The organism is Chryseobacterium carnipullorum (assembly GCF_900142785.1).
GTDB lineage: Bacteria > Bacteroidota > Bacteroidia > Flavobacteriales > Weeksellaceae > Chryseobacterium > Chryseobacterium carnipullorum.
This window is the reverse complement of record NZ_FRCD01000032.1, coordinates 1-22,441: the sequence shown is the minus strand read 5'-3', so window position 1 is coordinate 22,441 and position 22,441 is coordinate 1. Positions and strand designations below refer to the sequence as shown.

At 37.1% G+C, this 22,441-nt stretch carries 21 protein-coding genes; 11 read left to right on the top strand and 10 right to left on the bottom strand.

What is annotated here, in order from left to right; all coding sequences use genetic code 11:
- Positions 1 to 482 precede the first annotated feature (482 nt).
- Positions 483 to 1,991 (top strand): carbon-nitrogen hydrolase family protein, encoded by a 1,509-nt coding sequence (locus tag BUC06_RS22790; protein WP_073336873.1) that lies wholly within the window; start codon positions 483 to 485, stop codon positions 1,989 to 1,991.
- A gap of 132 nt (positions 1,992 to 2,123) precedes the next feature.
- Here BUC06_RS22790 and BUC06_RS23975 read toward each other — a convergent pair whose 3' ends face one another.
- Positions 2,124 to 2,288, bottom strand: a complete 165-nt coding sequence (locus BUC06_RS23975) for a hypothetical protein (protein WP_164466269.1) — start codon at positions 2,286 to 2,288, stop codon at positions 2,124 to 2,126.
- 201 nt (positions 2,289 to 2,489) lie between these two features.
- On the opposite strand from BUC06_RS23975, the gene BUC06_RS22785 reads away from it, so the two are divergent.
- The 4 genes from BUC06_RS22785 (at position 2,490) to BUC06_RS22770 (ending at position 6,752) form a co-directional block, all read left to right on the top strand.
- Positions 2,490 to 2,696, top strand: coding sequence for a cold-shock protein (locus tag BUC06_RS22785; RefSeq protein ID WP_073336871.1), 207 nt, complete (start codon positions 2,490 to 2,492; stop codon positions 2,694 to 2,696).
- A 172-nt stretch (positions 2,697 to 2,868) separates the two neighbouring features.
- A complete protein-coding gene (locus BUC06_RS22780; protein WP_073336869.1) occupies positions 2,869 to 4,518 on the top strand; it encodes an ABC1 kinase family protein in 1,650 nt (549 codons plus the stop codon).
- A gap of 150 nt (positions 4,519 to 4,668) precedes the next feature.
- A complete protein-coding gene (locus BUC06_RS22775; RefSeq protein WP_073336867.1) occupies positions 4,669 to 5,178 on the top strand; it encodes a hypothetical protein in 510 nt (169 codons plus the stop codon).
- A gap of 212 nt (positions 5,179 to 5,390) precedes the next feature.
- Positions 5,391 to 6,752 (top strand): DEAD/DEAH box helicase, encoded by a 1,362-nt coding sequence (locus tag BUC06_RS22770; protein WP_073336865.1) that lies wholly within the window; start codon positions 5,391 to 5,393, stop codon positions 6,750 to 6,752.
- A gap of 57 nt (positions 6,753 to 6,809) precedes the next feature.
- Here the strand turns inward: BUC06_RS22770 and BUC06_RS22765 are convergent, their stop codons facing one another.
- The 4 genes from BUC06_RS22765 to BUC06_RS22750 all read right to left on the bottom strand — a co-directional run bounded on the left by BUC06_RS22765 (position 6,810) and on the right by BUC06_RS22750 (position 10,275).
- Positions 6,810 to 7,466, bottom strand: a complete 657-nt coding sequence (locus tag BUC06_RS22765) for a GDSL-type esterase/lipase family protein (protein WP_073336864.1) — start codon at positions 7,464 to 7,466, stop codon at positions 6,810 to 6,812.
- Positions 7,467 to 7,532: 66 nt separating this feature from the next.
- Complete coding sequence (locus tag BUC06_RS22760; protein ID WP_073336862.1) at positions 7,533 to 7,994, bottom strand: lipocalin-like domain-containing protein; 462 nt, start codon at positions 7,992 to 7,994, stop codon at positions 7,533 to 7,535.
- Positions 7,995 to 8,355: 361 nt separating this feature from the next.
- Positions 8,356 to 9,519, bottom strand: coding sequence for an iron-containing alcohol dehydrogenase (locus BUC06_RS22755; protein WP_073336860.1), 1,164 nt, complete (start codon positions 9,517 to 9,519; stop codon positions 8,356 to 8,358).
- A gap of 348 nt (positions 9,520 to 9,867) precedes the next feature.
- The gene (locus BUC06_RS22750; protein ID WP_228423878.1) at positions 9,868 to 10,275 is read right to left on the bottom strand and encodes a winged helix-turn-helix transcriptional regulator; all 408 of its coding nucleotides are present in this window, start codon (positions 10,273 to 10,275) and stop codon (positions 9,868 to 9,870) included.
- A gap of 99 nt (positions 10,276 to 10,374) precedes the next feature.
- On the opposite strand from BUC06_RS22750, the gene lpdA reads away from it, so the two are divergent.
- Positions 10,375 to 11,775: a dihydrolipoyl dehydrogenase gene (lpdA, locus tag BUC06_RS22745; protein ID WP_073336856.1), complete on the top strand. Its 1,401-nt coding sequence runs from the start codon at positions 10,375 to 10,377 to the stop codon at positions 11,773 to 11,775.
- Between the two features lie 62 nt (positions 11,776 to 11,837).
- Here the strand turns inward: lpdA and BUC06_RS22740 are convergent, their stop codons facing one another.
- The 4 genes from BUC06_RS22740 to BUC06_RS22725 form a co-directional block, all read right to left on the bottom strand.
- Entirely contained in the window at positions 11,838 to 12,461 is a 624-nt protein-coding gene (locus BUC06_RS22740; protein WP_073336854.1) for a hypothetical protein, read from the bottom strand.
- Positions 12,462 to 12,504: 43 nt separating this feature from the next.
- Positions 12,505 to 13,977 (bottom strand): serine hydrolase domain-containing protein, encoded by a 1,473-nt coding sequence (locus tag BUC06_RS22735; RefSeq protein WP_073336852.1) that lies wholly within the window; start codon positions 13,975 to 13,977, stop codon positions 12,505 to 12,507.
- A 104-nt stretch (positions 13,978 to 14,081) separates the two neighbouring features.
- Positions 14,082 to 14,486 carry a hypothetical protein gene (locus tag BUC06_RS22730; protein ID WP_123881697.1) on the bottom strand — a complete coding sequence of 135 codons (405 nt, stop codon included), beginning with the start codon at positions 14,484 to 14,486 and terminating at the stop codon, positions 14,082 to 14,084.
- Between the two features lie 145 nt (positions 14,487 to 14,631).
- Positions 14,632 to 14,826 carry a hypothetical protein gene (locus BUC06_RS22725; RefSeq protein ID WP_073336848.1) on the bottom strand — a complete coding sequence of 65 codons (195 nt, stop codon included), beginning with the start codon at positions 14,824 to 14,826 and terminating at the stop codon, positions 14,632 to 14,634.
- 41 nt (positions 14,827 to 14,867) lie between these two features.
- Here BUC06_RS22725 and BUC06_RS22720 point away from each other — a divergent pair, with 41 nt between their 5' ends.
- Positions 14,868 to 17,402, top strand: a complete 2,535-nt coding sequence (locus BUC06_RS22720; RefSeq protein ID WP_073336846.1) for a phosphoenolpyruvate carboxylase — start codon at positions 14,868 to 14,870, stop codon at positions 17,400 to 17,402.
- A gap of 51 nt (positions 17,403 to 17,453) precedes the next feature.
- On the opposite strand, the gene BUC06_RS22715 is transcribed toward BUC06_RS22720, so the two are convergent.
- Positions 17,454 to 19,058 (bottom strand): S8/S53 family peptidase, encoded by a 1,605-nt coding sequence (locus BUC06_RS22715; RefSeq protein WP_073336844.1) that lies wholly within the window; start codon positions 19,056 to 19,058, stop codon positions 17,454 to 17,456.
- Positions 19,059 to 19,144: 86 nt separating this feature from the next.
- Here BUC06_RS22715 and BUC06_RS22710 point away from each other — a divergent pair, with 86 nt between their 5' ends.
- From BUC06_RS22710 to BUC06_RS22695, 4 genes are all read left to right on the top strand, one after another.
- Entirely contained in the window at positions 19,145 to 20,269 is a 1,125-nt protein-coding gene (locus tag BUC06_RS22710; protein WP_073336875.1) for a DegT/DnrJ/EryC1/StrS family aminotransferase, read from the top strand.
- 4 nt (positions 20,270 to 20,273) lie between these two features.
- Positions 20,274 to 20,717 (top strand): hypothetical protein, encoded by a 444-nt coding sequence (locus tag BUC06_RS22705; protein WP_073336842.1) that lies wholly within the window; start codon positions 20,274 to 20,276, stop codon positions 20,715 to 20,717.
- Positions 20,718 to 20,735: 18 nt separating this feature from the next.
- On the top strand, positions 20,736 to 21,755 hold the full coding sequence (galE, locus tag BUC06_RS22700) for a UDP-glucose 4-epimerase GalE (RefSeq protein WP_073336840.1): 1,020 nt from the start codon (positions 20,736 to 20,738) through the stop codon (positions 21,753 to 21,755).
- A gap of 121 nt (positions 21,756 to 21,876) precedes the next feature.
- Positions 21,877 to 22,329: an adenylyltransferase/cytidyltransferase family protein gene (locus tag BUC06_RS22695; RefSeq protein WP_073336838.1), complete on the top strand. Its 453-nt coding sequence runs from the start codon at positions 21,877 to 21,879 to the stop codon at positions 22,327 to 22,329.
- The last annotated feature ends 112 nt before the right edge of the window (positions 22,330 to 22,441 follow it).

Sequence of the window (22,441 nt, the reverse complement as noted above, 5' to 3'; positions counted from 1 at the left end):
AAGACTTAATCTAAAAGGAAAGAGTCCGGTACAGTACCGAACTCTTTCATATAATAATATTGTTTAATTTTGTCTAAACTTTGGGGTGCAGTCTACTCCTGGGCGGGATTTTTTTATGACATTGAATTTAAAATTGTTTGATACACAGTAGGATCAATATAATATTAATCATAATAAGTAGAAGATACAGTAGTTTCAATAATTTGTGTTGATCAACGATTAAATAATTAAGAAATACAGAAAATCCCAAAATAAAATAAATAAAATTTTTCCCGTCACGGCTATTAAGATTTGAACTGAATAATAAATTTAAATGATGGGATACGTTACCTGCCGAAGCCCCGTATGAAAAATTCAACATTAAAATTATAATAATTGTTACAGAATGAATCAGACGATATATTTTCATTTTTGAGACTGTGTTTTCATAATAACTTTCTCTGCTGATTATTTTTTCCTAAATTTAAGTAAAATTACGTCAAATGCAAATAGAAACAAGAGCCCTGACCCTTCAGGATTATGATGAATTGGTAATAACGATGAAACGCGCATATCCGCAGATGTCCGAATCTATTTGGTCTAAAAAGAGCATCGAAAAGCTCACCAGAATATTCCCTAAAGGTCAGATCTGTATCACCGTAGATGGAAAACTGGCCGCAGTAGCCCTTTCCATTATTGTGAATTATGACGAATTCGGAGATGACCATACCTATGTAGATATTACAGGAAATTATACCTTCAATACCCATCTTTCCACAGGAAATGTACTCTATGGAATCGAGGTCTTTGTAGATCCTGAATTCCGTGAGCTGCGTCTGGGAAGAAGACTGTATGACGCCAGAAAAGAATTATGTGAACTGCTTAACCTGAAGTCCATCATTCTGGGCGGAAGAATTCCGAACTATCATAAATACAGTGATGAGCTTTCTCCAAGAGAATACATCAGAAGAGTAAGAGACAAGGAAATTTACGATCCCGTATTGTCATTCCAGCTTTCCAATAACTTCCTGCCTATAAAAATCCTTAAAAAATATCTTCCTGAAGATGAATCATCACTGGAAAATGCGGTTTTGTTGCAGTGGAACAATATCTACTACAGCAAAAAGCCCAATACCATGCAGGACAGCATTATCCGTTTGGGATTGGTGCAATGGCAGATGAGGCATTTTAAAAATATCGATGCTTTTTACGAGCAGGTAGAGTTTTTTGTTAATGTAATGGGAGATTACAAATCCGATTTTGTCCTTTTCCCTGAGCTTTTCAATACTCCGCTGCTGGCACCCTTCAATAAGCTTTCAGAAAGAGACAGTATGATAGAATTGGCTAAACTGAGTGAAGAAATCAAAAATAAAATTTCTGAACTGGCCATCAGCTACAACGTCAATATTATCTCAGGAAGTATGCCTGTTTTTGACACAGATACTAATGATTTGTATAATGTGAGCTACCTGTTGCATCGTGACGGCCGCATTGATGAATACCGTAAAGTTCACATCACGCCAAACGAAAGAAAATATTACGGGATGAAAGGCGGAAACGAAATCAGGGTTTTTGATACCGACTGCGGAAAAATTGGTCTGGTGATCTGCTATGACGTAGAATTTCCGGAACTGCCAAGGATTCTGGCAGATCAGGGGATGAAAATCCTTTTTGTGCCTTACCTTACCGATACCCAAAATGCCTATATCAGAGTACGTCATTGCGCAGCAGCAAGAGCTATCGAAAATGAATGTTATGTTGCTATAGCAGGATGTGTCGGCAACCTTCCGGGAGTCAACAATATGGATATCCAGTTTGGGCAGGCTGCTGTATTTACCCCTTCGGATTTTGCTTTTCCTTCCAATGCTGTGAAAGGTGAAGCTACTCCCAATACAGAAATGACCCTTATTGTGGATGTAGACCTTAATCTTCTGAAAGATCTCCATCATAACGGCTCTGTTCAGGTCATGAACGACCGTAGAAAAGACCTCTATGAAACCTACCTGAAGTAAAAATGTTATCATTTTAAATAAAAAATATCCTGTCCGGGTGGCAGGATATTTTTTTAATGTGTACAACCTTCCGGTATAAAAATAAAAAAAGAGCAGATTAGGTTCTGCTCTATAATAGTGATTTTATATTTTCTATAGATATTGCGGGCATACCACAGCAGGGCAGATCAGCCTTGGACATCTGGGCCTTCCGTCATCCGGACAGCACTTGTTTGAACAGTTACCGATAACGATGGCGCTTCCTGAAATTCTTTTTAATTGTTCTCTTGAAAGTTTGTTGTTGCGTAAATTTTTCATTTTGTAATATTTATAGGTTAGTCTGTAATTTGATGTTTATAAAGATAAAAAAATACTTTAAACAAGATGATAAAGAGATTTTTTTTTATTTGTATTTATTTTGTTATCTGGGTATTAGAAAAAATAATGAATTAAAATTGTTATTTTTTTTTCATGATATTCTTGAAATTTACTATCTTCACTGATCAATTTAAATAAAATATAATGACAGGAACAGTAAAATGGTTTAACGAAACAAAAGGTTTTGGTTTTATTACACCAGACGGAGGCGGAAACGATATTTTTTGCCATCATTCAGCCATTCAGTCTTCAGGCCTTAGATCTTTAAAAGAAGGACAGGCAGTAGAATTTGATATTAAAGAAGGTAAAAAAGGACCTGAAGCAGACAATGTTAGAATAGTAGGATAATAACTTATTAAGATATTGTTGAAATAAAGCTGCCATATTATGGCGGCTTTTTTTATGGCTTAGCTCAGGCTGCAGATTGTTCTGTTGATCGCATTAGCATAGATTCAAATTCAAATAAAAATAGCAAAAGGAACAATTTTTGGAGTAATTTGCATCAACTATCTACAAATATATGTTTGACAAACAGCAAAGAAAACTGAAAAGATCAGCCAGACTTATTTCCGTACTCAGTAAATACGGATTTAAAGATATGCTGGCAAGAATGAATACAGGAAATAAACAGGAACCGGTTTCTGCCGATCCCGATGAAGTTGTTTCAAAAGGCACTGTCTATGAAAGAATCAGACTGGTGCTGGAAGAATTGGGACCTACGTTTGTAAAACTGGGTCAGACATTCAGTAACAGGGAAGATCTGCTTCCATTCGAGCTTATTCAGGAATTACAAAAGCTTCAGGATAAGGTAGACATGGTAGAGATGGATGTAGAAGAAATTCTGGAAAACGAATTTAATATATCTGTCAAAGATCATTTTCTTGAAATACAGAAAGAACCTCTGGCAACGGCATCTATTGCTCAGGTATATAAAGCTGTTTTGCTGGATGGAAGTCCTGTTATCCTCAAACTTAAAAAAGCTGAGGTACAGACCCTTATTGAAGACGATTTGCTTCTCATTAAGGACCTTGAAAAATTGGTCTCTGCTTATTCTGAGATAGGAGAAAAACTAAATCTTAAACAAGCGATCTCTACTTTTGAAAAATCTTTGCTGGAAGAGGTCTCTCTGATCAACGAGAAAGAAAATATCCTGCATTTTGCCAGGAATTTCAAAAATAACAAAGAAACCTATGTGCCGAAAATCTATGAAGAATTTTCGAATAACAATATTCTTTGCATGGAATTTATCGACGGGATAAAAGTAACTGATAAAGCTGCTCTTTTAGCTCATGATATCGATCCCGTAAAAGTTTCTGAAGTGGGTTTAAGACTATTCGTATCCCAGATCCTGGATTACGGTTTTTTTCATGCTGATCCGCATGCGGGAAATATTTTAGTAAGAAAGAATGGAAAAATTGTCTTTATCGATTTTGGTGCTGTAGGAAAGATACAGCCTAATGATAAAGAAATCCTTGAAAATCTGATCGTAAGTTTTGTAGCTAAAAATCCCCATAAAATAGTCCGGTATCTCAAAAAAATGGCAGTCAGTTATGAAATTCCTGATGAAAGAAGATTTGAGAGCGATGTAGAAGATATTCTGAATTTTGTTCACAGCTCATCATTGCAGGACATCAACGTTCAGGTGATCATTAATAAAATGAAGGATATTCTAAAAGATAACAGGCTTTATATGCCGGATTATTTCTACCTGCTTTTTAAAGGAATCAGCCTGATAGAAGGAGTGGGAAGAACCATTAATCCGGATCTGGATATTGTGAAAAGCCTCCATCCGTACACCAGAAAAATAGTAACCAAAAAAATAAGTCCAAAGAATCTTTTAAAGACGGGAATGGACAGGATGCTGAATTTTACAGATAATGTAGATGAAATTCCTAAAGAACTCCGGTCTGTTCTTCAGAAACTGGATGACAATAAATTCACCATATCCAGCGAGATTAAAAATATTGAGAAGACGAACCAGCTGATCAAGTCTAGTATCATCAATTTAATTTTGGCCATGATCCTTGGTGCTAATATTATTGCTACCGCTATCGTATTTACTTCAGAATCGGGACCCAAAGTAGGAGAGATGTCTTTGGTTGCTGTTTTGGGATTTGTATTTTCTGTTATATTGGTATTGGTCATTTTATTAAGAGTAACCAGGAAGTAAGAAGAGTTTAGACAGGAGACAAGACATAAGATACATCATATTTCTGACTTCAATCACTCTCTTTAACTTTTCATCTTCACTAACACTAAAACATACAAATAAAATAGAGCTTTCAATCACGAAACCCGAATCCCGGAAAAAAACTATTCTATGAAAAAACTAATCTTAATCGCTGTGACTTTAACCGGTTCATTATGCGTGGCTCAGGAAACTGCTGAAAACGGTATTTTGGGCAACTTTGATGGCAATGGAACGAAAGAATATGCCTATACTAAAGTAAGAGACTGTACTGATGAATGTGACGGAAAGTGTGAAACAACCATTTATTTTAGCGACAAAAAGATAAAACCTTTTATGGTTTCCCCGGCTTATGACGGTACTTTATATAATCTGGGAGATCTTAATGAAGATGGAAAAGATGAACTTGGGTTTTATCCCGGATGGTGTACCAGCTGCTGGCGCGGTTTCCTTGTGTATACCTTAACTAAAACAGGGTGGAAGACTTTAGTTCCTTCTATTTCCACCCATTGTTCACAGTGGGAAGATGAAAAATTCCCGATCAAAAAGGATCCAAAGAAGAAAGGATATGTCATCATTACCTCCAGCCAATGGGAAGATGATGATATTAGAATTAAAAGCACAAGTGTAAAGGTGAATTGAGTTTCGTGTTACGAGATGCAAGATAGGAGAGTTAGAGTGTTGCTGATTTATTGTGTTAGTTGATGGATGGAATGTCTGAAATCTGAAATCTGATGTCTACCATCTTGGTTCTTGGCTCTTGGCTCTTGATTCTTAGCTCTTGATTCTCACAACTTAAAATTCACCACCGACATTAAGTTTAACCTATAAATTTAAATACCTATCTTTGCATCATGGAAAAACTCACTTTTGCGGATTTTGACCTGCCGGTTAAAATTCTTGATGTTTTAGCGGATCTGGAATTATTCGAACCTACCCCTATTCAGGAAAAGAGCTTGGGCCCTATACTTTCCGGGAGAGATGTAATGGGAATCGCGCAAACCGGAACCGGGAAAACATTAGCCTATCTTCTGCCCGTTCTTAAAACATGGAAATACAACAAAGCAGGGAATCCAACTGTTTTGATTCTTGTTCCTACAAGAGAATTGGTAGTACAGGTAGCCGAAATTGTTGAGAAACTGACAGAAAATATTACCGCCAGGGTAATCGGAATATATGGAGGGAAAAATATCAATACGCAGAAACTATTATTTAATGCAGGATGCGATATTCTGGTAGGAACTCCGGGAAGAGTAATGGACCTTGCCATTGACAATGCCATTTCATTGAAAGAAGTTCAGAAGCTGATCATTGATGAGTTTGATGAAATGCTGAACTTAGGTTTCAGACCACAGCTTACCCATATTTTTGAAATGATGAAGCCTAAGAGACAGAACATTCTTTTCTCGGCCACGATGACGGAAGCGGTAGATGAAATGCTGGACCAGTATTTTGCCAATCCGATTGAGCTTTCATTGGCTAAATCAGGAACACCTCTTGAAAAAATTGAACAAACTGGTTATAAAGTTGAAAACTTCAATACAAAAATCAATCTTCTTGAGCATTTATTGAAGAATAATGAAGACATGTCTAAAGTTTTGATTTTTACCAATAATAAGAAAAACTCTGACCTTCTTTTTGCTAAAATTGATGAACTTTTCCCTGAAGAATTTGATGTCATTCACTCAAATAAATCTCAGAACTACAGGCTTAAAGCCATGAAGAGGTTTGAAAATGAAGAGATCAGAGGATTGATTACTACCGATGTAATGGCCAGAGGTCTTGATATCTCAAATATCACCCATGTTATCAATTTTGAAACGCCTGAAATCCCTGAACAGTATATTCACAGAATAGGAAGAACGGGTAGGGCAGACAAAGACGGTAAGGCAATTACTTTCGCCACTAAAAAAGAAGAAACTTCTATTCTGGATATTGAAGTATTAATGGATAAGGATCTTAAGTTCCATGATTTCCCGGCAGAAGTGAAAATAAACCCTAAGAAAATAGCTTCCGAAGAAGATGTGATCATTATGAAGAATCCTGCACAGGTAAAACTGTACGAAGGAGGAGGAGCATTTCACGAGAAGAAGGATAAGAACAAAAAAGAAAACTGGGGTGGTCCTTCAAAAAGAAAAGCACCTAAGAAATTTGGAGCTAACAGAGCCCAACAGAAATCGATATCAGTATCAAAATCTACTAAGAAAAAGAAATAAAAAAAGCTCCCAAAATTTCGGGAGCTTTTTTGTTACAGCTTTTTCAGAAAGCCTTTACTATTTCATATAAGGTTGCATCACTTTTGCCCATATCTTATATCCTTCCGGAGTCAGGTGGAGCATATCTTCCACGAAAAGATCTCTTCTTACATTTCCAGTGGAATCCTCCATAGCTTTAGTAATATCAATGAACTCTGCATTAGGTTCTTTTTTCATGAAAGCGGCGATCTTTTTATTCGTCTCTTTCATCTGTGGCCACAGAACTTCGCGGCTGGGAGAATATTTTATTGAAATAAAATCCACTTCAATGGTAGGAAACTTTTCACGAATCTTTTTGTAGAACGTTTTAAACCTGTTGACCACTACTTTGGCTTTCAGGTCATGATTGTCTGCAAAATCGTTATCACTACAATAGATAATGATCTGCTTAGGCTGATAAGGGCTTAAAAGATCATCGGCAAAATCATTCAGATCCGTCATTCTTGAGCCGCCAAAACCTCTGTTGATAATCGTTTTGCCAGGAAAATAGCTGGCGACGTCTGTCCATTTCGTGAAAGAGGAGCTTCCTATGAGAAGGATGGCATCTTTGGGTGGAGGTGTTTCCTGATCAATTTTTTTGAAATTCTGAATGTCTTGCCAGAACATTGGCTTTTTTTCCTGTGAAAAGGACAGGGCGAAATACAGCAATAGAAATGCTGAAAGAATCTTCTTCATTGTAATCAAATTTTAAATGTCTTATAAAAGTAATAAAAAACTCCCGATAAAATCGAGAGTCTGTGTTTATCTTTTGTAGGTAACGTAGATCAGATCGTCGGTACCGTCATTGTTGAGATCCGATGCTGCGAACAGCTGTGCCACTTTCAGGTCCTGACTTGTCAGCACTTCCACTCTGTATAGTCTTTCAGTGTCATTGTCATTTTTAATGCTTAGCAGTTTAGACTCTTCAGTGTAGGTATATTTACCTTCTGTTTTTCCGGCTAGCTGGCATTCAAGCCCTACTGCGGAATAAAAAGTATTACTGGTGTAATAATCAGTTCTGAAGTACAGGATATTTTTAGCTTCACATTCAGAAGGAGTTTCAGTCTTAAGTACTGTTTTATTGTCTTTTCCGGAAATAGTTTGTATTTTACTAATCTTCCAGTCTCCGCTCATCATTTCCAATTCATAAGCTTCTATGTTGTCATCTTTACAGGAAGTTAGTGCCATAGCTGAAAAGGCAAATAAAAGTAGCTGTTTTTTCATTTTCACAAATTTAAGAATATGCTAAAATATAAATAAATTTGAAATATTTACAATGAAATCCTGCTTTTTTAAACGAATGTTTATAAATAACAGGATTTTATATGATGAATTTTTGAAAGGGATGCATTTTTATGGGAGTAAATAGTCTGTTGCAGGCAATAAGAATCATATCAAAGTTGGTATACTGAGGTCAATGATCAATTTTGCTTTGCAAGTAAACAGTCAATTTTACATGGTAACAGATAAGAATAAAGAGCCTGGGTGAAAGATGTCAGACACTAACTCACTAACTCTTCAAACCAGCAATTGACAATCCGTCAATAGATTGACTATCAAACGCTCTAACCCCGATCAAACAAACCTAATAACTCATTTCCACAATCTTATAAGCATCCTGAGGCGTCAGTTTTTTATACTCACCCAGGCCGGACCATTTTCTGTCTGTAAATGCTTTTTCTACTCTTTCAGCGGTACCTTTGTAATCTTCTGTATATTCGGAAAGTTTAGTTTTGATATCCAGGCTGTGGAAGAATTCTTCCATCTTTTTGATTCCTGCTTCAGCTTTTTCTTCCAAAGTTCCGTCTTTGATTCCCCATACTCTTTCAGCGTACTGGGCCAGTTTTCCTTTTTTGGTTTCAAAGTTATAACGGTAGTGAGAAGGAGCGATAACGGCTAAGGTTCTTGCATGATCAATTCCGAAATAAGCAGTCAGCTCATGCCCCATAGCGTGTACTGCCCAGTCTGTGATCACTCCTTTCTGGATCAGTCCGTTCAGAGCCATCGTACAGCACCACATAAAGTTTCCGGCAGCGTCATAATTAAAATCATCAGCCAAAACTTTTGGAGCTGTTTCCTGAAGGCTGATCAGGATACTTTCCGCAATTCTTTCCTGAAGATCTGCAGAGGAAGGGGCCGTCATATATTGTTCCAGTACGTGTGTGTAAGCATCTGTAATTCCGTTGACGATCTGGTTTTTAGGAATTGTTCTGATGACTTCCGGATCTAAAACAGAAAACTGAGGGAAAAGGCCCGGTCCGCCCGAAGATAATTTTTCATTGGTTTCTCTTCTTGAAATCACATAGCCTGAATTCATCTCAGAACCAGTTGCCGGAAGCGTCAGAATAGTTCCGAAAGGCATTCCTTCCCCTTCAAATGTTCTCACTGAATTTCTAAGGATTTCCCACGGCTCCCCATCATAATTGGCGGCTGCAGAAAGAAATTTAGTCCCATCAATCACCGATCCTCCACCTACAGCCAGAAGATAATTGATGTTTTTTTCTTTAATAAAGCTTAAAGCATTGATTAGTACTTCATACTCAGGATTCGCAGGAACACCTCCGAATTCATGTATATCATGATCTTTCAGCGCCTCCTTTACCTGATCGTAAACACCATTGTTCTTGATGCTTCCGCCTCCGTAAATCATTAATATTTTGGCGTCTTTTGGAACTTCACGGGAGATCTTGGCGATTTCACCTTTTCCAAAAAGTATTTTTGTGGGATTTTTAAATTCGAAATTAAGCATTGTTCTAAATTTATTTAATTCAAATTTACGCAAAGCAATGCGAAAACTGAGTTAATGAAATTTTAAAATTACTATCACCCTATTTTATAATAACAATTTAAATTTAATTCAGGTTGGGAATAAGATGTTTGGAAAGCGATAGGGGTATGATTAAATTCAGAAGCAAGACATCAGACACCAGATTTCAGGCTGAGGACTTTGAACCGTTGTGGAATTTGAATGGTGAATTTTGCTTTGCAAGGGAATGGTGAATTTATATGGTAAATATGAGATCACGGATAATATTTATCCGATGCTGAATGGATAAACTTAATAACAATCATTTGTCAACCAATCACTTAAAATTTTCTAACTGCCCTGGGAAAGATAAATTTTAGCGTCCCGGATAAACTTTTCTTTGTCTTTTTTTATGTTTTCCACCAATTTCTTCCTTTCATCCGGAATACCCAGATATTTTTCACCCCAGAGATTAATTTCAACAATGATGGGAATCAGGTCAATCCCTTTTTCCGTAAGGTGATACAGAATTTTTAACTTGCTATCCGGGTGATCTTTTTTATCAATAATATCTGATTCCAGTAAATGCAGTAGCTTGGAAGCGAGAATATTGGTCGCGATCTTTTCATCTGCTTTCAGAAAATCTCCATACGTGCATTCTTTCTTTAACATAAGGTCGCGGATAATCAGCAGAGACCATTTATCCCCCCAGATTTCCAGGGAAGAACTGATAGGGCAGTCCGATCTTTTTTTGCTCATAGCCATATATTTTAAATAATACTTGCGAAATGCAAGTATTTGTTTTAATTTTACTTTCGTTTTGCAAGTAAATTTAACTATAAAAAATGAATAAATCAAATGGAGAATTTTGATATTGCCGTTATCGGATCAGGACCCGGCGGTTATGTAGCCGCGATAAGAATTGCACAACTTGGATATAAAACAGTGATCATAGAAAAATATGATACTCTGGGAGGCACCTGTACCAATGTAGGATGTATTCCTACCAAAGCTTTACTGGACAGCTCTCATCATTATGCTGAGGCATCTCATCAGTTTCGAGATCATGGGATAAAGCTGGAAACTCTGGCTGTAGATTTCCCGCAGATGTACAAAAGAAAATCTGAAGTCGTATCCAAAAATACATCCGGGCTTGATTATCTGATGAGTAAAAATAAGATTACCCGTTTAAAAGGTACAGCGAGTTTTATCAATAATTCTCTGATCAAAGTTACTGATGGAGATCAGATTATTGAAATTAATGCCGGAAATTATATAATAGCAACAGGTTCCAAACCTTCATCCATACCCGGAGTAGAGATTGATAAAAAAAGGATTATTACCTCTACAGAAGCGCTGTCTTTAAAAGAACATCCAAAATCCATGGTCATCATAGGAGGTGGAGTGATTGGAGTAGAAATGGCATCCATATTCAGTCGCATTGGAACTCACGTGACGATTCTGGAATATGCCGATCATCTGATTGCCGGAATGGATCATGAGTTAGGCAAAAGCCTTCAGAAGACCATGAAAAAGGAAGGTGTTGACATCCGTTTGAGCCAGTCTGTTTACAAAGCAGAGAATTCAGGATCTTCTGCTAAAGTGTTTTTCAGGGATAAAAATAATGAAGACCATGAACTTGAAGCGGAATACGTTTTGGTTGCGGTTGGAAGAAGCCCTTATACAAGTGGATTAGGACTTGAAAATACAGGAATACAGATGGATGACCGTGGATTTATAAAGGTTGACGAAAAGAGAAAGACTTCCGTTTCCCATATCTACGCAATAGGTGATGTGGTTGGAGGGGCAATGCTTGCTCATAAAGCTGAAGAGGAGGGCGTTCTTGTTGCAGAAACAATCAATGGGCAAAAACGTCATATCCATTATGACCGTATTCCTTCGGTGGTATATACCTGGCCGGAAGTGGCTTCTGTAGGATTTTCTGAAGAATATTTAAAGAAAAACAATATAAGCTATCAGGTTGGGAAATTCCCCTTTTCTGCCAGTGCAAGAGCAAGAGCGTCCATGGATACAGAAGGTTTTGCAAAAGTCCTTGTCGATCCCAAATATGGTGAAATACTCGGCGTGCACATCATTGGAGCCAGAGCCGCAGATTTGATTGCTCAGGCTGTTATAGCGCAGGAATATGAGGTGACGGCAGAAGATATGTTCCGTATCTCCTATGCGCATCCTACCTACTCTGAAGCTCTAAAAGAGGCTTATTTAATGGCTTCCGGTCAGGGAGCAATCAATATTTAATGAAAGAAAGAGGTTGTTTCAAAAGGTTGCAAGAAAATTTTTAATCTTTTGAAACAGCATTTTTATTTGTCAATAACCTGAGCTGAGGTATTGCAGTTCTCACCTTGAAAATAAACCCCATTATTTTTTGACTCCAGTCTGCCTGTTTTTCTATTGATTTTGATGACGTAGGATTCTTTAATTTCAGGACAGCCTTTAGGTTTTGAGACATACAGGGATATATAGTTGTCTTCAATTTTATAGGAACCTCCTGCCTTATTGCCGGTATCTATGGAAAAACCATACGTTTGGGCCACTAAAATAGCTTCCGGAAGATTATCTACCGTTCCGATAAAGTCGCGTAGTTGCTGTTCACTGGAAAAATAGACAGACCTTTCTTTTTTACAGGCAAGGATATAGGAAAAGCATCTGTTGCCCATACATTGCTGGAAAAAACCTCTCTCAGGAATCGGCTCATTGATGGTCATAAAGTCCGGCATCTGGCTTTCATAGATCACTGCTTTTTCAGGGTCAGTGTCATTGGTAAGCACCCTCCAATAACCATAATCTTTATCAGGAATAATAAACGGGTATAAATATTCTGTGGTATCCAGAATATCCGGAATCTTCCTGTAGTCATCTGGAACTGCAGTCTGTGCAAAGAACAGATGGGATAGAAGCAGCGAAGTGATGACCATGAGTTTCATAAAGTAAATACTTTACGGCAAATTTACGAAAATGAATGATGATTTATTTTTTATCCTTTAAATAATTAGCAGCATTGGTATTATCGGGATTGAGAAGCAATGATTTTTTATAATTCATAATGGCTTCTTGTTTACGTCCCAGTGCATCTAATATTTCACCATAACTGTCAAAAACATTGGAACTGTTGGGAAATAATTCCTTATTCAATTTAAAAACAGCTAATGCTTCATTTTTAAGATCACGTCCCATCATCTGGTAGCCCCATGAATTGATCTCATCCTCAGACACCTTAAAGCTTTTGTTTTTCTTTTTGATTTTCTGATAAACCAAAGCTACATTTTGATAACCGTCTGCACGAGTTTGTAAGTACAGCATTTTCATGTTGGGACTGAGCCCAAAACCATTTTCAGCTTTCATATCAGGAATATAGTAGCCTGCAATTTCATCAATGAACCATTCAGGATTTGAGCCTTGCAGATTGGTTAAAACGACAATAGACAGGTGATCCTGAGGATATACAAATAGGGCAGAGCGCATACCGCCCACAGGAGCAACAGCAGGATGTTCAGTTCGTACAACAGTCGGCCATCCCAGAGCATAACCATTCGTGAGTTTATTGAAACCACCTATATCACCGTTATTGAGTTTTATGGTCGTGAAAAGTTCTCTGATGCTTTTTTGATCCTTAAGCAGTTTGCCTTCCTGTAAAGCTAGTATCCATTTGCTTAAATCTTCTGCTGAAGACAGAATTCCTGTAGCTGTCCGGAAAAAGAGTGGGAAAGTGGCATAAGCGTTGTGAAGTTTTCCATCGTTGATCCAGTGGCCGTCGTTATTGATAATGGTAGAGTAGGCCCCTGCACTGTTCTCAATGATATCGTTGGAATCTCCAAATTGAGTGACCAGCAGTTTGGAAGGTTTGAATTGATTGTCTTCAATAAATTTTGTGAAATGAACTCCACTTAACTGCGTAATTATTTTTCCTAAGATAAAGTATCCGGTTTGGTTATAACTGAATTTTTCACCGGGTGAAAACTCCATCGGGAGGGTCTTGACGATTTCCCAGTTTTTGTTTTCGATACCGTCACCCAATACCTGTTCTTTTTCATCAATATTATTGGGAAGTCCTGAGGTATTACTCAGTAGCTGTCTAATGGTTATTTTTTTCCAGTTTTCAGGAATGTCAGTGATGTATTTTGAAATAGGATCATTGGTTTTTAATTTTCCCTGCTCCTGAAGCTGCATCACAGCAACCCCAACAAAAGCTTTTGTCATTGAATTGATAGAAAATACCGTATTGTTTTTTGTCGCGATCCCATGTTCTATATTGGCAAGTCCGTAATGACTCAGGTGATCAATTTTTTCGTTTCTGATGACGGCCAGTTGAAGTCCCGGGATTTTCAGTTCCTGCATTTTATGGGTTATGAAGGCATTAATGCTGTCAGAACGCTTTTGTGCTGTATAGTTTTGTATCAATAAAACGATAATAACAAGAAATGATTTCGATGAGGTTTTCATAGGGCCGTTTATTCTAAGACAGTGTAAGATAGCTTTTTATTACATTGGACCTGTTCTTTTTCAATCTGACCTTCATCTGCTGCAGATTAAATTCATCATGAAGACTATTGAAGTACGATTTTATAATATCCTTTTTCATCCGTTACGTTGATCCCTACCCCTGTAAACGTTAATTTATTGATCTCAAAACCATCACAACCTCCTTTAAACTCTGACGACTGTATTGAAAAATTAAAAGACTTAATATTAGAAGAGAAAATATAATTTTTTGTTCCATTATAAGCACCTACATTTTCTAAAATGATCAGATCTTCGGAGGTTTTAGTTAATTGTACCCCAACCTGATGGTCATCTTTAATAGAATAAGCGGTAAGGGTTCCATTCGTGATCAGATTTTCATCATTGGAATTCACCAATTTAAATGCTATAGTCTGAGGAGCATTGTAGCAATCATCACCACAGCCTGTGAAAATAAAGGTTATTAAAAGGAATATAAATAGATGTTTCATTGGATGTTGATTAATTTCTATGAAAGTAAAATTAATCATTAAACTGATTTAATTCAAAATTGTTATAAAATTGAATAGTAATACTTAAAAATCCTGTTGATATTGTATTTTTTGCAGTGATGTATTTGGAAGTCTGTCGAAATTATTATCTTTTAATCTCGTTTATTTTTAAATATGTTCCATGTTGAGAACCCTTGCCTATAAAGTAGCCTATTTCAGTCCTGTAAATTTCCATATTTATCTTAAGATAAAAGGGATTAGCTGTAGCGTTTTCTTTAATGGGAGTAGTTTTTAGAAAATAGTAAAATAATTTTATTTCCGGTAATGCATTTTTTGTCATTTATCAATTCATTTAATTCCAAAATCCGTTACATTTGTTATATGATACACGACGAACGAGCAGAAAAATTCAGGCAGATCGTGGAGAATAAGTTCCAGATCTACAATTCATTATTTATGAGCCTGCCTTATGATAAAATGACCAATATTGGGATGCTTCTTCCCTTCCTTTACGAGGAAAGCCGAAACGGATACGAAGAAGGAAAAACGCCTGAGGAGATTGTTGAAGAATTCTTTAAAAACCATACCGATCTTCAGACGGAAGAGCAGAAATTGGAACTGCTTTTTAAAGTCATACAATACATCGAAAGACAGGTGGTTTTGTTTGACAGTATTGAAGATGCTGCATTCCCCAATCTTCATTCCGAAAGCGACAGCGGAACAGTAACCAATCTTTTTGAAAGGTCGTACCAGGATCAAAAACTTGAAAAAGTCCGTGAAAAGCTGGAAGACTTTACGGTAAAAGTGGTGTTTACAGCACACCCCACCCAGTTTTATCCAAGCTCGGTACAAAGAATCATCCAGGATTTAAGAGGCGCTATTACCAGCGACTCAGTAACTCAAATTGATATGCTTCTGCAGCAGTTGGGAAAAACTCCTTTCGTGAATAAAGAAAAACCAACGCCCATCGATGAGGCATTGAGCATTATTTCCTATTTGAGATATGTGTATTATGATACGATCGGGGAGCTGTTTACCAAGATTAAGAAGACATTTGGAAGCAGTCATTTTCATCTTCATGAAGATATTATTCAGCTTGGTTTCTGGCCGGGTGGCGACAGAGATGGAAATCCATTTGTGACCGCGGATGTTACCAAAAGAGTCGCAGAAGAACTCCGTTCTGCCATTCTGAAATCCTATTATAGCCATTTGAAATTTATCAGAAGAAGATTAAGTTTCAGAGGTGTTTCTGAAGTATTGACTCAGTTAAGCGATGACCTGTACAGAGCCATCTTTAATGGAAATATCATTACCGCAGAAGATATTCTTAAAAAGGCAGATGCAGCCGAAAAAATACTCGTGAATGAACACAATTCTCTGTTTTTAGATCTTCTGGCTAACTTTAGAGACCGGGTGAAAATTTTCGGAACTCACTTTGCAACGCTGGATATTCGCCAGGACAGCAGGATTCATCAGAAAGTCATTGATGACGTTTTTACAAAAGTATATGGAAATACAGAGGTTTCTCATGAAGAAAAATTCAATAAACTGATTCAGCTTGATGAAAAAGTCGATGCAAATCAGTTTGAAGATATCGTGAAAGATACCTTACTGACAGTTTCGCAGATTGCTGAAATTCAGGATCTGAACGGACAGCGGGGTATGAACCGTTATATTATTTCAAATTCTGATGCTGTAAAAGATGTGATGAATGTCTATGCATTTTTTAAGATCTGTGGTTATCAGGAAGATCAGATCAAAATGGATATCGTTCCGCTTTTTGAAACGATGGAAGGTCTTGCCAATTCTGAACAGGTCATGAACGAACTTTACCAGAATCCTGTTTATAAAAAGCATCTTGAAAGCAGAGGGAATCAGCAGACCATCATGCTTGGCTTTTCAGATGGAACCAAAGACGGTGGATACCTGAAGGCAAACTGGGAAATTTATAAGGCTAAAGAGGTCTTAACTAAACTTTCCGTTCAAAATGGTATTAAAGTGGTATTCTTTGATGGTAGAGGAGGGCCACCCGCAAGAGGAGGAGGGAAAACCCACGATTTTTATGCTTCACAGGGAAATACGATTGCCAACAATAAAATTGAGCTGACTATTCAGGGACAGACCATCACCAGTATTTTCGGAAATAAAGAACAGGCCAAGTACAATTTTGAACAGCTATTAACTGCCGGGGTAGAAAATGATGTCTTTAAAAATTCTAAAAAAGACCTTACAGAAGAAGAAAGAAAACTGATTGCCGAGCTGGCTGATATCAGTTATAAAAAATATTCAGATCTGAAAGCTCATCCGATGTTTGTTCCTTACCTTCAGGAGATGAGTACACTGGAATATTATGGGAAGACCAATATTGGAAGCCGTCCATCCAAAAGAGGAAGCGGCAGCGAACTGAAATTTGAAGATCTGAGAGCCATTCCATTTGTAGGTTCTTGGGCACAGTTGAAACAGAATGTTCCCGGATTCTTCGGATTCGGATTTGCCATGCAGCAGATGAAAGAACAGGGCAGACTTGAAGAAGTAAAAGACTTGTATAAAGGTTCTGATTTCTTTAAAACTCTGGTTCTTAATTCAATGATGAGTATGAACAAATCTTATTTTCCTCTGACCTATTACATCAAAAATAATCCAAAATTTGGTGCATTCTGGAAGGTGCTTTTTGATGAATATACCCTTTCAAGAGATATTATGCTTGAACTTACAGGATTCAAAATGTTGCAGGAAGAAGATCCGCTTTCCAGAAAGTCCGTGAAGATCCGTGAAAAGATTGTCTTGCCATTATTAAGTATTCAGCAATATGCACTGATGAAAATCCAGAAAGGAGAAGGGAATAAAGAAGCTTATGAAAAGCTGGTGACCAGATCACTGTTTGGAAATATTAATGCGAGTAGAAACTCAGCATAAGTCCTTATAAAGAACGCCTCTCAATTTGAAAGGCGTTTTCTTTTAAATATACTATTCCTTTAAAAATTTTTCATAAAAGCTTTTGTCCTTCATCTGAATTTTAAGATAATAAGTTCCTTTGGGGAATTCTTCTACTTTTATAGATTTCTGGCCGCTGTTTTTTCTGACCAATTTCCCAAGATTATCATAGACTTCCAGGGATAATACCTCACTTTCAGAAGCAATATTCAAAATGTTTTTAACAGGATTCGGGAAAATGGCAAATTTCTCTTTTTTCACTGTTTCAGAAGTATTCAATACCTGATTATAGACACTTCCAAAGTTGAGAATACCGTAGCCCATCTGGTCTGTATGATTGGGATAAAGGGAAGCCGTTTGTCTTAATTTTGTTCTCATGAGCTCTCTGTTCATCGAAGGGAAAGCCTGAATAAAACATGCCACACCGCCAGCTGCAATAGGGGTTGCAATGGAAGTTCCATTGACAGAAGTTAATGTACTGTTGTTGACTGTTGCTGAAGCAGTTCCCCTTGCACTTCCGTCAGGTTTTACAATCCCCAGCGAATTGGGCCCATAAGAGGAGAACCCTGATGAATTCCCCGTGGCATCTACAGAACCTATACTAAAAACCTTAGCATTATCAGCCGGGGTCATGAGGTAATGCCATGCCTGCTGGCCTGCATTTCCTGCCGCAGCGAGAACGAAAATACCTTTATTTGCCGCTATTTCAGCTGCCCTGGCGATGAAAGAAGTGGTTCCATTCATATCAGAGTAGGTATAGCTATATCTAGGATCATCAAAAATATTATATCCCAGAGAAGCTGTGATGATATCTACCCCTTTTCTATCAGCTTCTTCCGCCGCTTCTATCCAGTATATTTCCTCTTCCGGAATCTCACCAACAGCATTTTCACTGCGGTACAGATAAAAATCAGCATCAGGCGCGGATCCTACAAACACATCTTTGATGTATCCACCGATAGCTCCCAATACTGCGGATCCGTGATTACTGATCGAGGTACTGTAGACATTATTGGTTTTTGTAACAAAATCATACACCCCTTTGATCTGGTTATTTGTCCTGAGTCTATTAAAAGCAGATCCTGTATCTACATAAGGAAATCCTGCATCTATAACAGCAATAGAAACTCCGGTTCCCGTAAATCCTGCCAGATGAAGAGGCCTCACATTGATCTGGTCTATTTGGGCAGAACCTGAGCCATAATCAAAAACGGTCAGTGTTTTTTGGCTGTCAGAAGTGGTGTTCCATTTATTGTTAATGGCTGCTTTAGGTATGGATGGGTTGTTTTTGGCAAAACGGCCCACAGAAGATACATAAGGCTGTGTCTGTAATACTACAATCTGTGCCGGAGTGGCATTTACAGCAGCTCCGTTCAGCCATTTAGAATAATCAATGACGGTAAAACCAAGGTTCTGAAGATTCTGCAGATAAGACTGTTCAATAGGGGCATCCTGATCATTCAGCGGAATACCTAGTGAAGTACGTCTGTTAAGTGATTTTTGAGTAAGTTCTGAAAGAGGATTGGCATAAAAAGCAGCTTTATTCGGTTTGCCTGTAAAATAAACAAAAACAAGCTCTGTCTGTGCATTGGCACCAGAGTAACCCACTAAAAGACAAAAGAGTAAAAGTTTTTTCATGAAGTTATTTTTTATAAAGATAAAACAAAATGAATAAAATTTTTGAAAGGATTTTAAATTCCTTATTTTTACACAAATATTTATTTATGAAAAAAATTCAGATGGTTGACTTGCAAAGTCAGTATTACAAAATAAAGAATGATGTAGATAATGCAGTTTTAAATGTAATGGATTCTGCGGCTTTTATCAATGGCCCCGAAGTGAAGTCTTTCCAGAATGAATTGGAATCTTATTTAGATGTAAAGCATGTGATCCCGTGTGCTAACGGAACGGATGCTTTACAGATCGCGCTGATGGCTTTGGACCTTCAAGAAGGAGACGAAGTGATCACCGCTGATTTTACTTTTGCTGCTACAGTAGAAGTTATTCATCTGCTTAAACTGAAATCAGTCCTGGTAGATGTAGATTACGATACATTCACCATCTCTCCCGAAGAGATCAGAAAAGCAATCACGCCCAAAACAAAAGCAATCATTCCGGTACATATCTTCGGACAGTGTGCTAATATGGAAGAGATCTTAAAAATTGCTGAAGAACACAATCTTTATGTAGTCGAAGACAATGCGCAGGCAATCGGAGCAGAATATACATTCGCAGACGGCACTCAAAAATATGCAGGAACAATGGCAACTGTGGGAACCACTTCATTTTTCCCCTCTAAAAATTTAGGTTGTTATGGGGATGGTGGTGCCATTTTTACCAATAATGATGAGCTTGCTCACCGTTTAAGAGGGATTGTCAATCATGGAATGTATGAAAGATACTATCACGATGAGGTAGGAGTGAATTCAAGATTAGACAGCATTCAGGCAGCGGTTTTAAGAAAAAAACTTCCACATCTGGATTCTTATAACGAAGCGAGAAGAAGAGCTGCAGATTATTATGATGAGGCTTTTTCAGGTCTTACCGATATCCTTACTCCAAAAAGGTCAGAAAATTCAACCCATGTATTCCATCAGTATACACTAAGAATTACAAACGGAAAACGTAACGAGCTTCAAAAGTTTCTTACAGAAAAAGATATTCCGGCCATGATCTATTATCCTGTAGCATTGAGAAAGCAGAAAGCGTATTATCAGGAAAGCAATGATGCTGATTTTGTGAATACTGATAAGCTTTTGGATCAGGTAATATCTCTTCCAATGCATACGGAATTAGATGAAGAGCAGCTGAAGTATATTACCGATGCAGTGCTTGAGTTTATGAAATAAAACCATGCTTCACGACGAAAGAATACTTAAGAATAAGTTTGCTTATTTTTTTACAATTGTTTTTATTTTAGGGTGGATTATTTATTATGGAGTATTCGTAATTAATGTTTTACTTAAAGGTTATAGATTAGTAGAAAAGTACATTCAATTTAGAATTCCGATCTATTTTTTAAATTTCATAGCATTTGTATTATTGATTGTGACATTTGTACATGTGTTCAAAGAATCAAAAAAAATGTTTATATATTTAAATATTACAGGTGTTTCAATTATAATTTTAGGTTTAATGAGCTTTTATATTAATTATGATGAGAAATGGGGAGCGTATATTTATTCTTTTTTATTTGGACTAACTTTATTTTTAATAGGACCGATATTACTTATAAATTACTTACGGCATACGCCTGCAAAGAGCGAAATAAACAACATAGGCAAACACACAGATTAAAAAAAATATTAAAAAAAAATGGCAGTACTTGTTACAGGCGGGCTTGGATATATCGGTTCCCACACAGTAGTGGAGCTACTTAACGACGGTTTTGAAGTCGTTATTGTAGATGATTTATCCAACTCGGAAAGATTTATTTTAAAGAATATCGAAGAGATTACAGGCAAAAAGCCGTTTTTTTATCCTTTTGACTTAAGACGCAGAGAACTGCTTACTCAGGTTTTTGATGCGCATAAAATCGAAGGATGTCTTAATTTTGCAGCTTCTAAGGCGGTTGGAGAGAGTCAGTTAAAACCTGTTGATTATTATGAAAATAATTTATTTACCCTCATCAATGTTCTTCAGGAGTTTAAAGAAAGAGGAATCTCTAATTTCATTTTCAGTTCTTCCTGCACCGTATACGGCCAGGCAGAGACCATGCCGATTGATGAAAATACGCCTTTGAAACTTCCTGAAAGTGTTTATGGTAAAACAAAGCAAATGGGAGAGGAGATTTTAACAGATTTTGCAAAAGCATATAACAGAAGAATTTCTCTTTTGAGATATTTTAATCCGATCGGAGCCCATCCATCAGGAAAACTGGGAGAACTTCCGATTGGTGTTCCCAATAATCTCATCCCGTATGTTACTCAAACAGCAGCTGGGATTCGTGAGAAACTCAATATTTGGGGTGACGATTATGATACGGAAGATGGAACGGCAGTTCGGGATTATATTTATGTTGTAGATTTGGCTAAAGCTCATGTAAGTGCGCTTAAGAAATTAATGCAGAGTAATGAAGAGACCGTCATTGATATCTTCAATCTGGGAACAGGAAAAGGATCATCGGTATTAGAAGTCGTGAAAGCTTTTGAAACAGCTAATGATGTAAAAGTTCCCTATCAGATTTGTGAGAGGAGGGAAGGCGATATTACAGTTGCCTATGCCAATGCTGATAAAGCTGAAAAAGAACTCCACTGGAAGTCTGAGACCACATTGGAAGAATCATTGAGAACAGTATGGAAATGGCAGATGTATCTTGATGCACAAACGGTATAAAGGATACATTGAAAAAAGATAAAAACAAATCATCGAATCATCAAATCTTTTCCCCTCAATTTCTTTTTTTTAACACTTTTAAAAAGACAGATATTGTTTCGGAATTTTAATTGAAATTAATATGAAAACACAGAAAATAGGTATTACATTTTCCTCATTTGATTTGCTTCATGCGGGGCATATTAAAATGCTTGAAGAAGCTAAAACAATATGCGATTATTTAATCGTAGGACTTCAGATTGATCCGTCTCACGATCGTCCAAACAAAAATAAACCGAGCCAGACTATTGTTGAGAGGTATATTCAGCTTAAGGCTGTTAATGCTGTTGACGAGATTATTCCTTATTATACGGAAGAAGATCTGTTGGATATTCTGAAGTCATTCGTGATTGATGTAAGAATCATCGGTGATGATTATATGGATAAAGATTTTACGGGTAAACAATATTGTGAGGAAAAAGGCATCGAGATCTTTTACAATAAAAGAGACCACAGGTTCTCAACCAGTGATCTTAGAAAAAGAATCTATGAAGCAGAAAAAGAAAAATACGAAAAGGCTGAAACCGTAAAATAAAAAAATCCCGAAAATTTTAGACTGCACCCCAAAGTTTAGACAAAATTAAACAATATTATTATATGAAAGAGTTCGGTACTGTACCGGACTCTTTCCTTTTAGATTAAGTCTT

What these genes read in the sequence shown, in the direction of transcription:
- BUC06_RS22790 (WP_073336873.1), top strand. Translation starts at nt 483, where the DNA reads ATGCAAATAGAAACAAGAGCCCTGACCCTTCAGGATTATGATGAATTG.
- BUC06_RS23975 (WP_164466269.1), bottom strand. Translation starts at nt 2,288, where the DNA reads ATGAAAAATTTACGCAACAACAAACTTTCAAGAGAACAATTAAAAAGA.
- BUC06_RS22780 (WP_073336869.1), top strand. Translation starts at nt 2,869, where the DNA reads ATGTTTGACAAACAGCAAAGAAAACTGAAAAGATCAGCCAGACTTATT.
- BUC06_RS22775 (WP_073336867.1), top strand. Translation starts at nt 4,669, where the DNA reads ATGAAAAAACTAATCTTAATCGCTGTGACTTTAACCGGTTCATTATGC.
- BUC06_RS22770 (WP_073336865.1), top strand. Translation starts at nt 5,391, where the DNA reads ATGGAAAAACTCACTTTTGCGGATTTTGACCTGCCGGTTAAAATTCTT.
- BUC06_RS22765 (WP_073336864.1), bottom strand. Translation starts at nt 7,466, where the DNA reads ATGAAGAAGATTCTTTCAGCATTTCTATTGCTGTATTTCGCCCTGTCC.
- BUC06_RS22760 (WP_073336862.1), bottom strand. Translation starts at nt 7,994, where the DNA reads ATGAAAAAACAGCTACTTTTATTTGCCTTTTCAGCTATGGCACTAACT.
- BUC06_RS22755 (WP_073336860.1), bottom strand. Translation starts at nt 9,519, where the DNA reads ATGCTTAATTTCGAATTTAAAAATCCCACAAAAATACTTTTTGGAAAA.
- BUC06_RS22750 (WP_228423878.1), bottom strand. Translation starts at nt 10,275, where the DNA reads ATGAGCAAAAAAAGATCGGACTGCCCTATCAGTTCTTCCCTGGAAATC.
- lpdA (WP_073336856.1), top strand. Translation starts at nt 10,375, where the DNA reads ATGGAGAATTTTGATATTGCCGTTATCGGATCAGGACCCGGCGGTTAT.
- BUC06_RS22740 (WP_073336854.1), bottom strand. Translation starts at nt 12,461, where the DNA reads ATGAAACTCATGGTCATCACTTCGCTGCTTCTATCCCATCTGTTCTTT.
- BUC06_RS22735 (WP_073336852.1), bottom strand. Translation starts at nt 13,977, where the DNA reads ATGAAAACCTCATCGAAATCATTTCTTGTTATTATCGTTTTATTGATA.
- BUC06_RS22730 (WP_123881697.1), bottom strand. Translation starts at nt 14,486, where the DNA reads ATGAAACATCTATTTATATTCCTTTTAATAACCTTTATTTTCACAGGC.
- BUC06_RS22725 (WP_073336848.1), bottom strand. Translation starts at nt 14,826, where the DNA reads ATGACAAAAAATGCATTACCGGAAATAAAATTATTTTACTATTTTCTA.
- BUC06_RS22720 (WP_073336846.1), top strand. Translation starts at nt 14,868, where the DNA reads ATGATACACGACGAACGAGCAGAAAAATTCAGGCAGATCGTGGAGAAT.
- BUC06_RS22715 (WP_073336844.1), bottom strand. Translation starts at nt 19,058, where the DNA reads ATGAAAAAACTTTTACTCTTTTGTCTTTTAGTGGGTTACTCTGGTGCC.
- BUC06_RS22710 (WP_073336875.1), top strand. Translation starts at nt 19,145, where the DNA reads ATGAAAAAAATTCAGATGGTTGACTTGCAAAGTCAGTATTACAAAATA.
- BUC06_RS22705 (WP_073336842.1), top strand. Translation starts at nt 20,274, where the DNA reads ATGCTTCACGACGAAAGAATACTTAAGAATAAGTTTGCTTATTTTTTT.
- galE (WP_073336840.1), top strand. Translation starts at nt 20,736, where the DNA reads ATGGCAGTACTTGTTACAGGCGGGCTTGGATATATCGGTTCCCACACA.
- BUC06_RS22695 (WP_073336838.1), top strand. Translation starts at nt 21,877, where the DNA reads ATGAAAACACAGAAAATAGGTATTACATTTTCCTCATTTGATTTGCTT.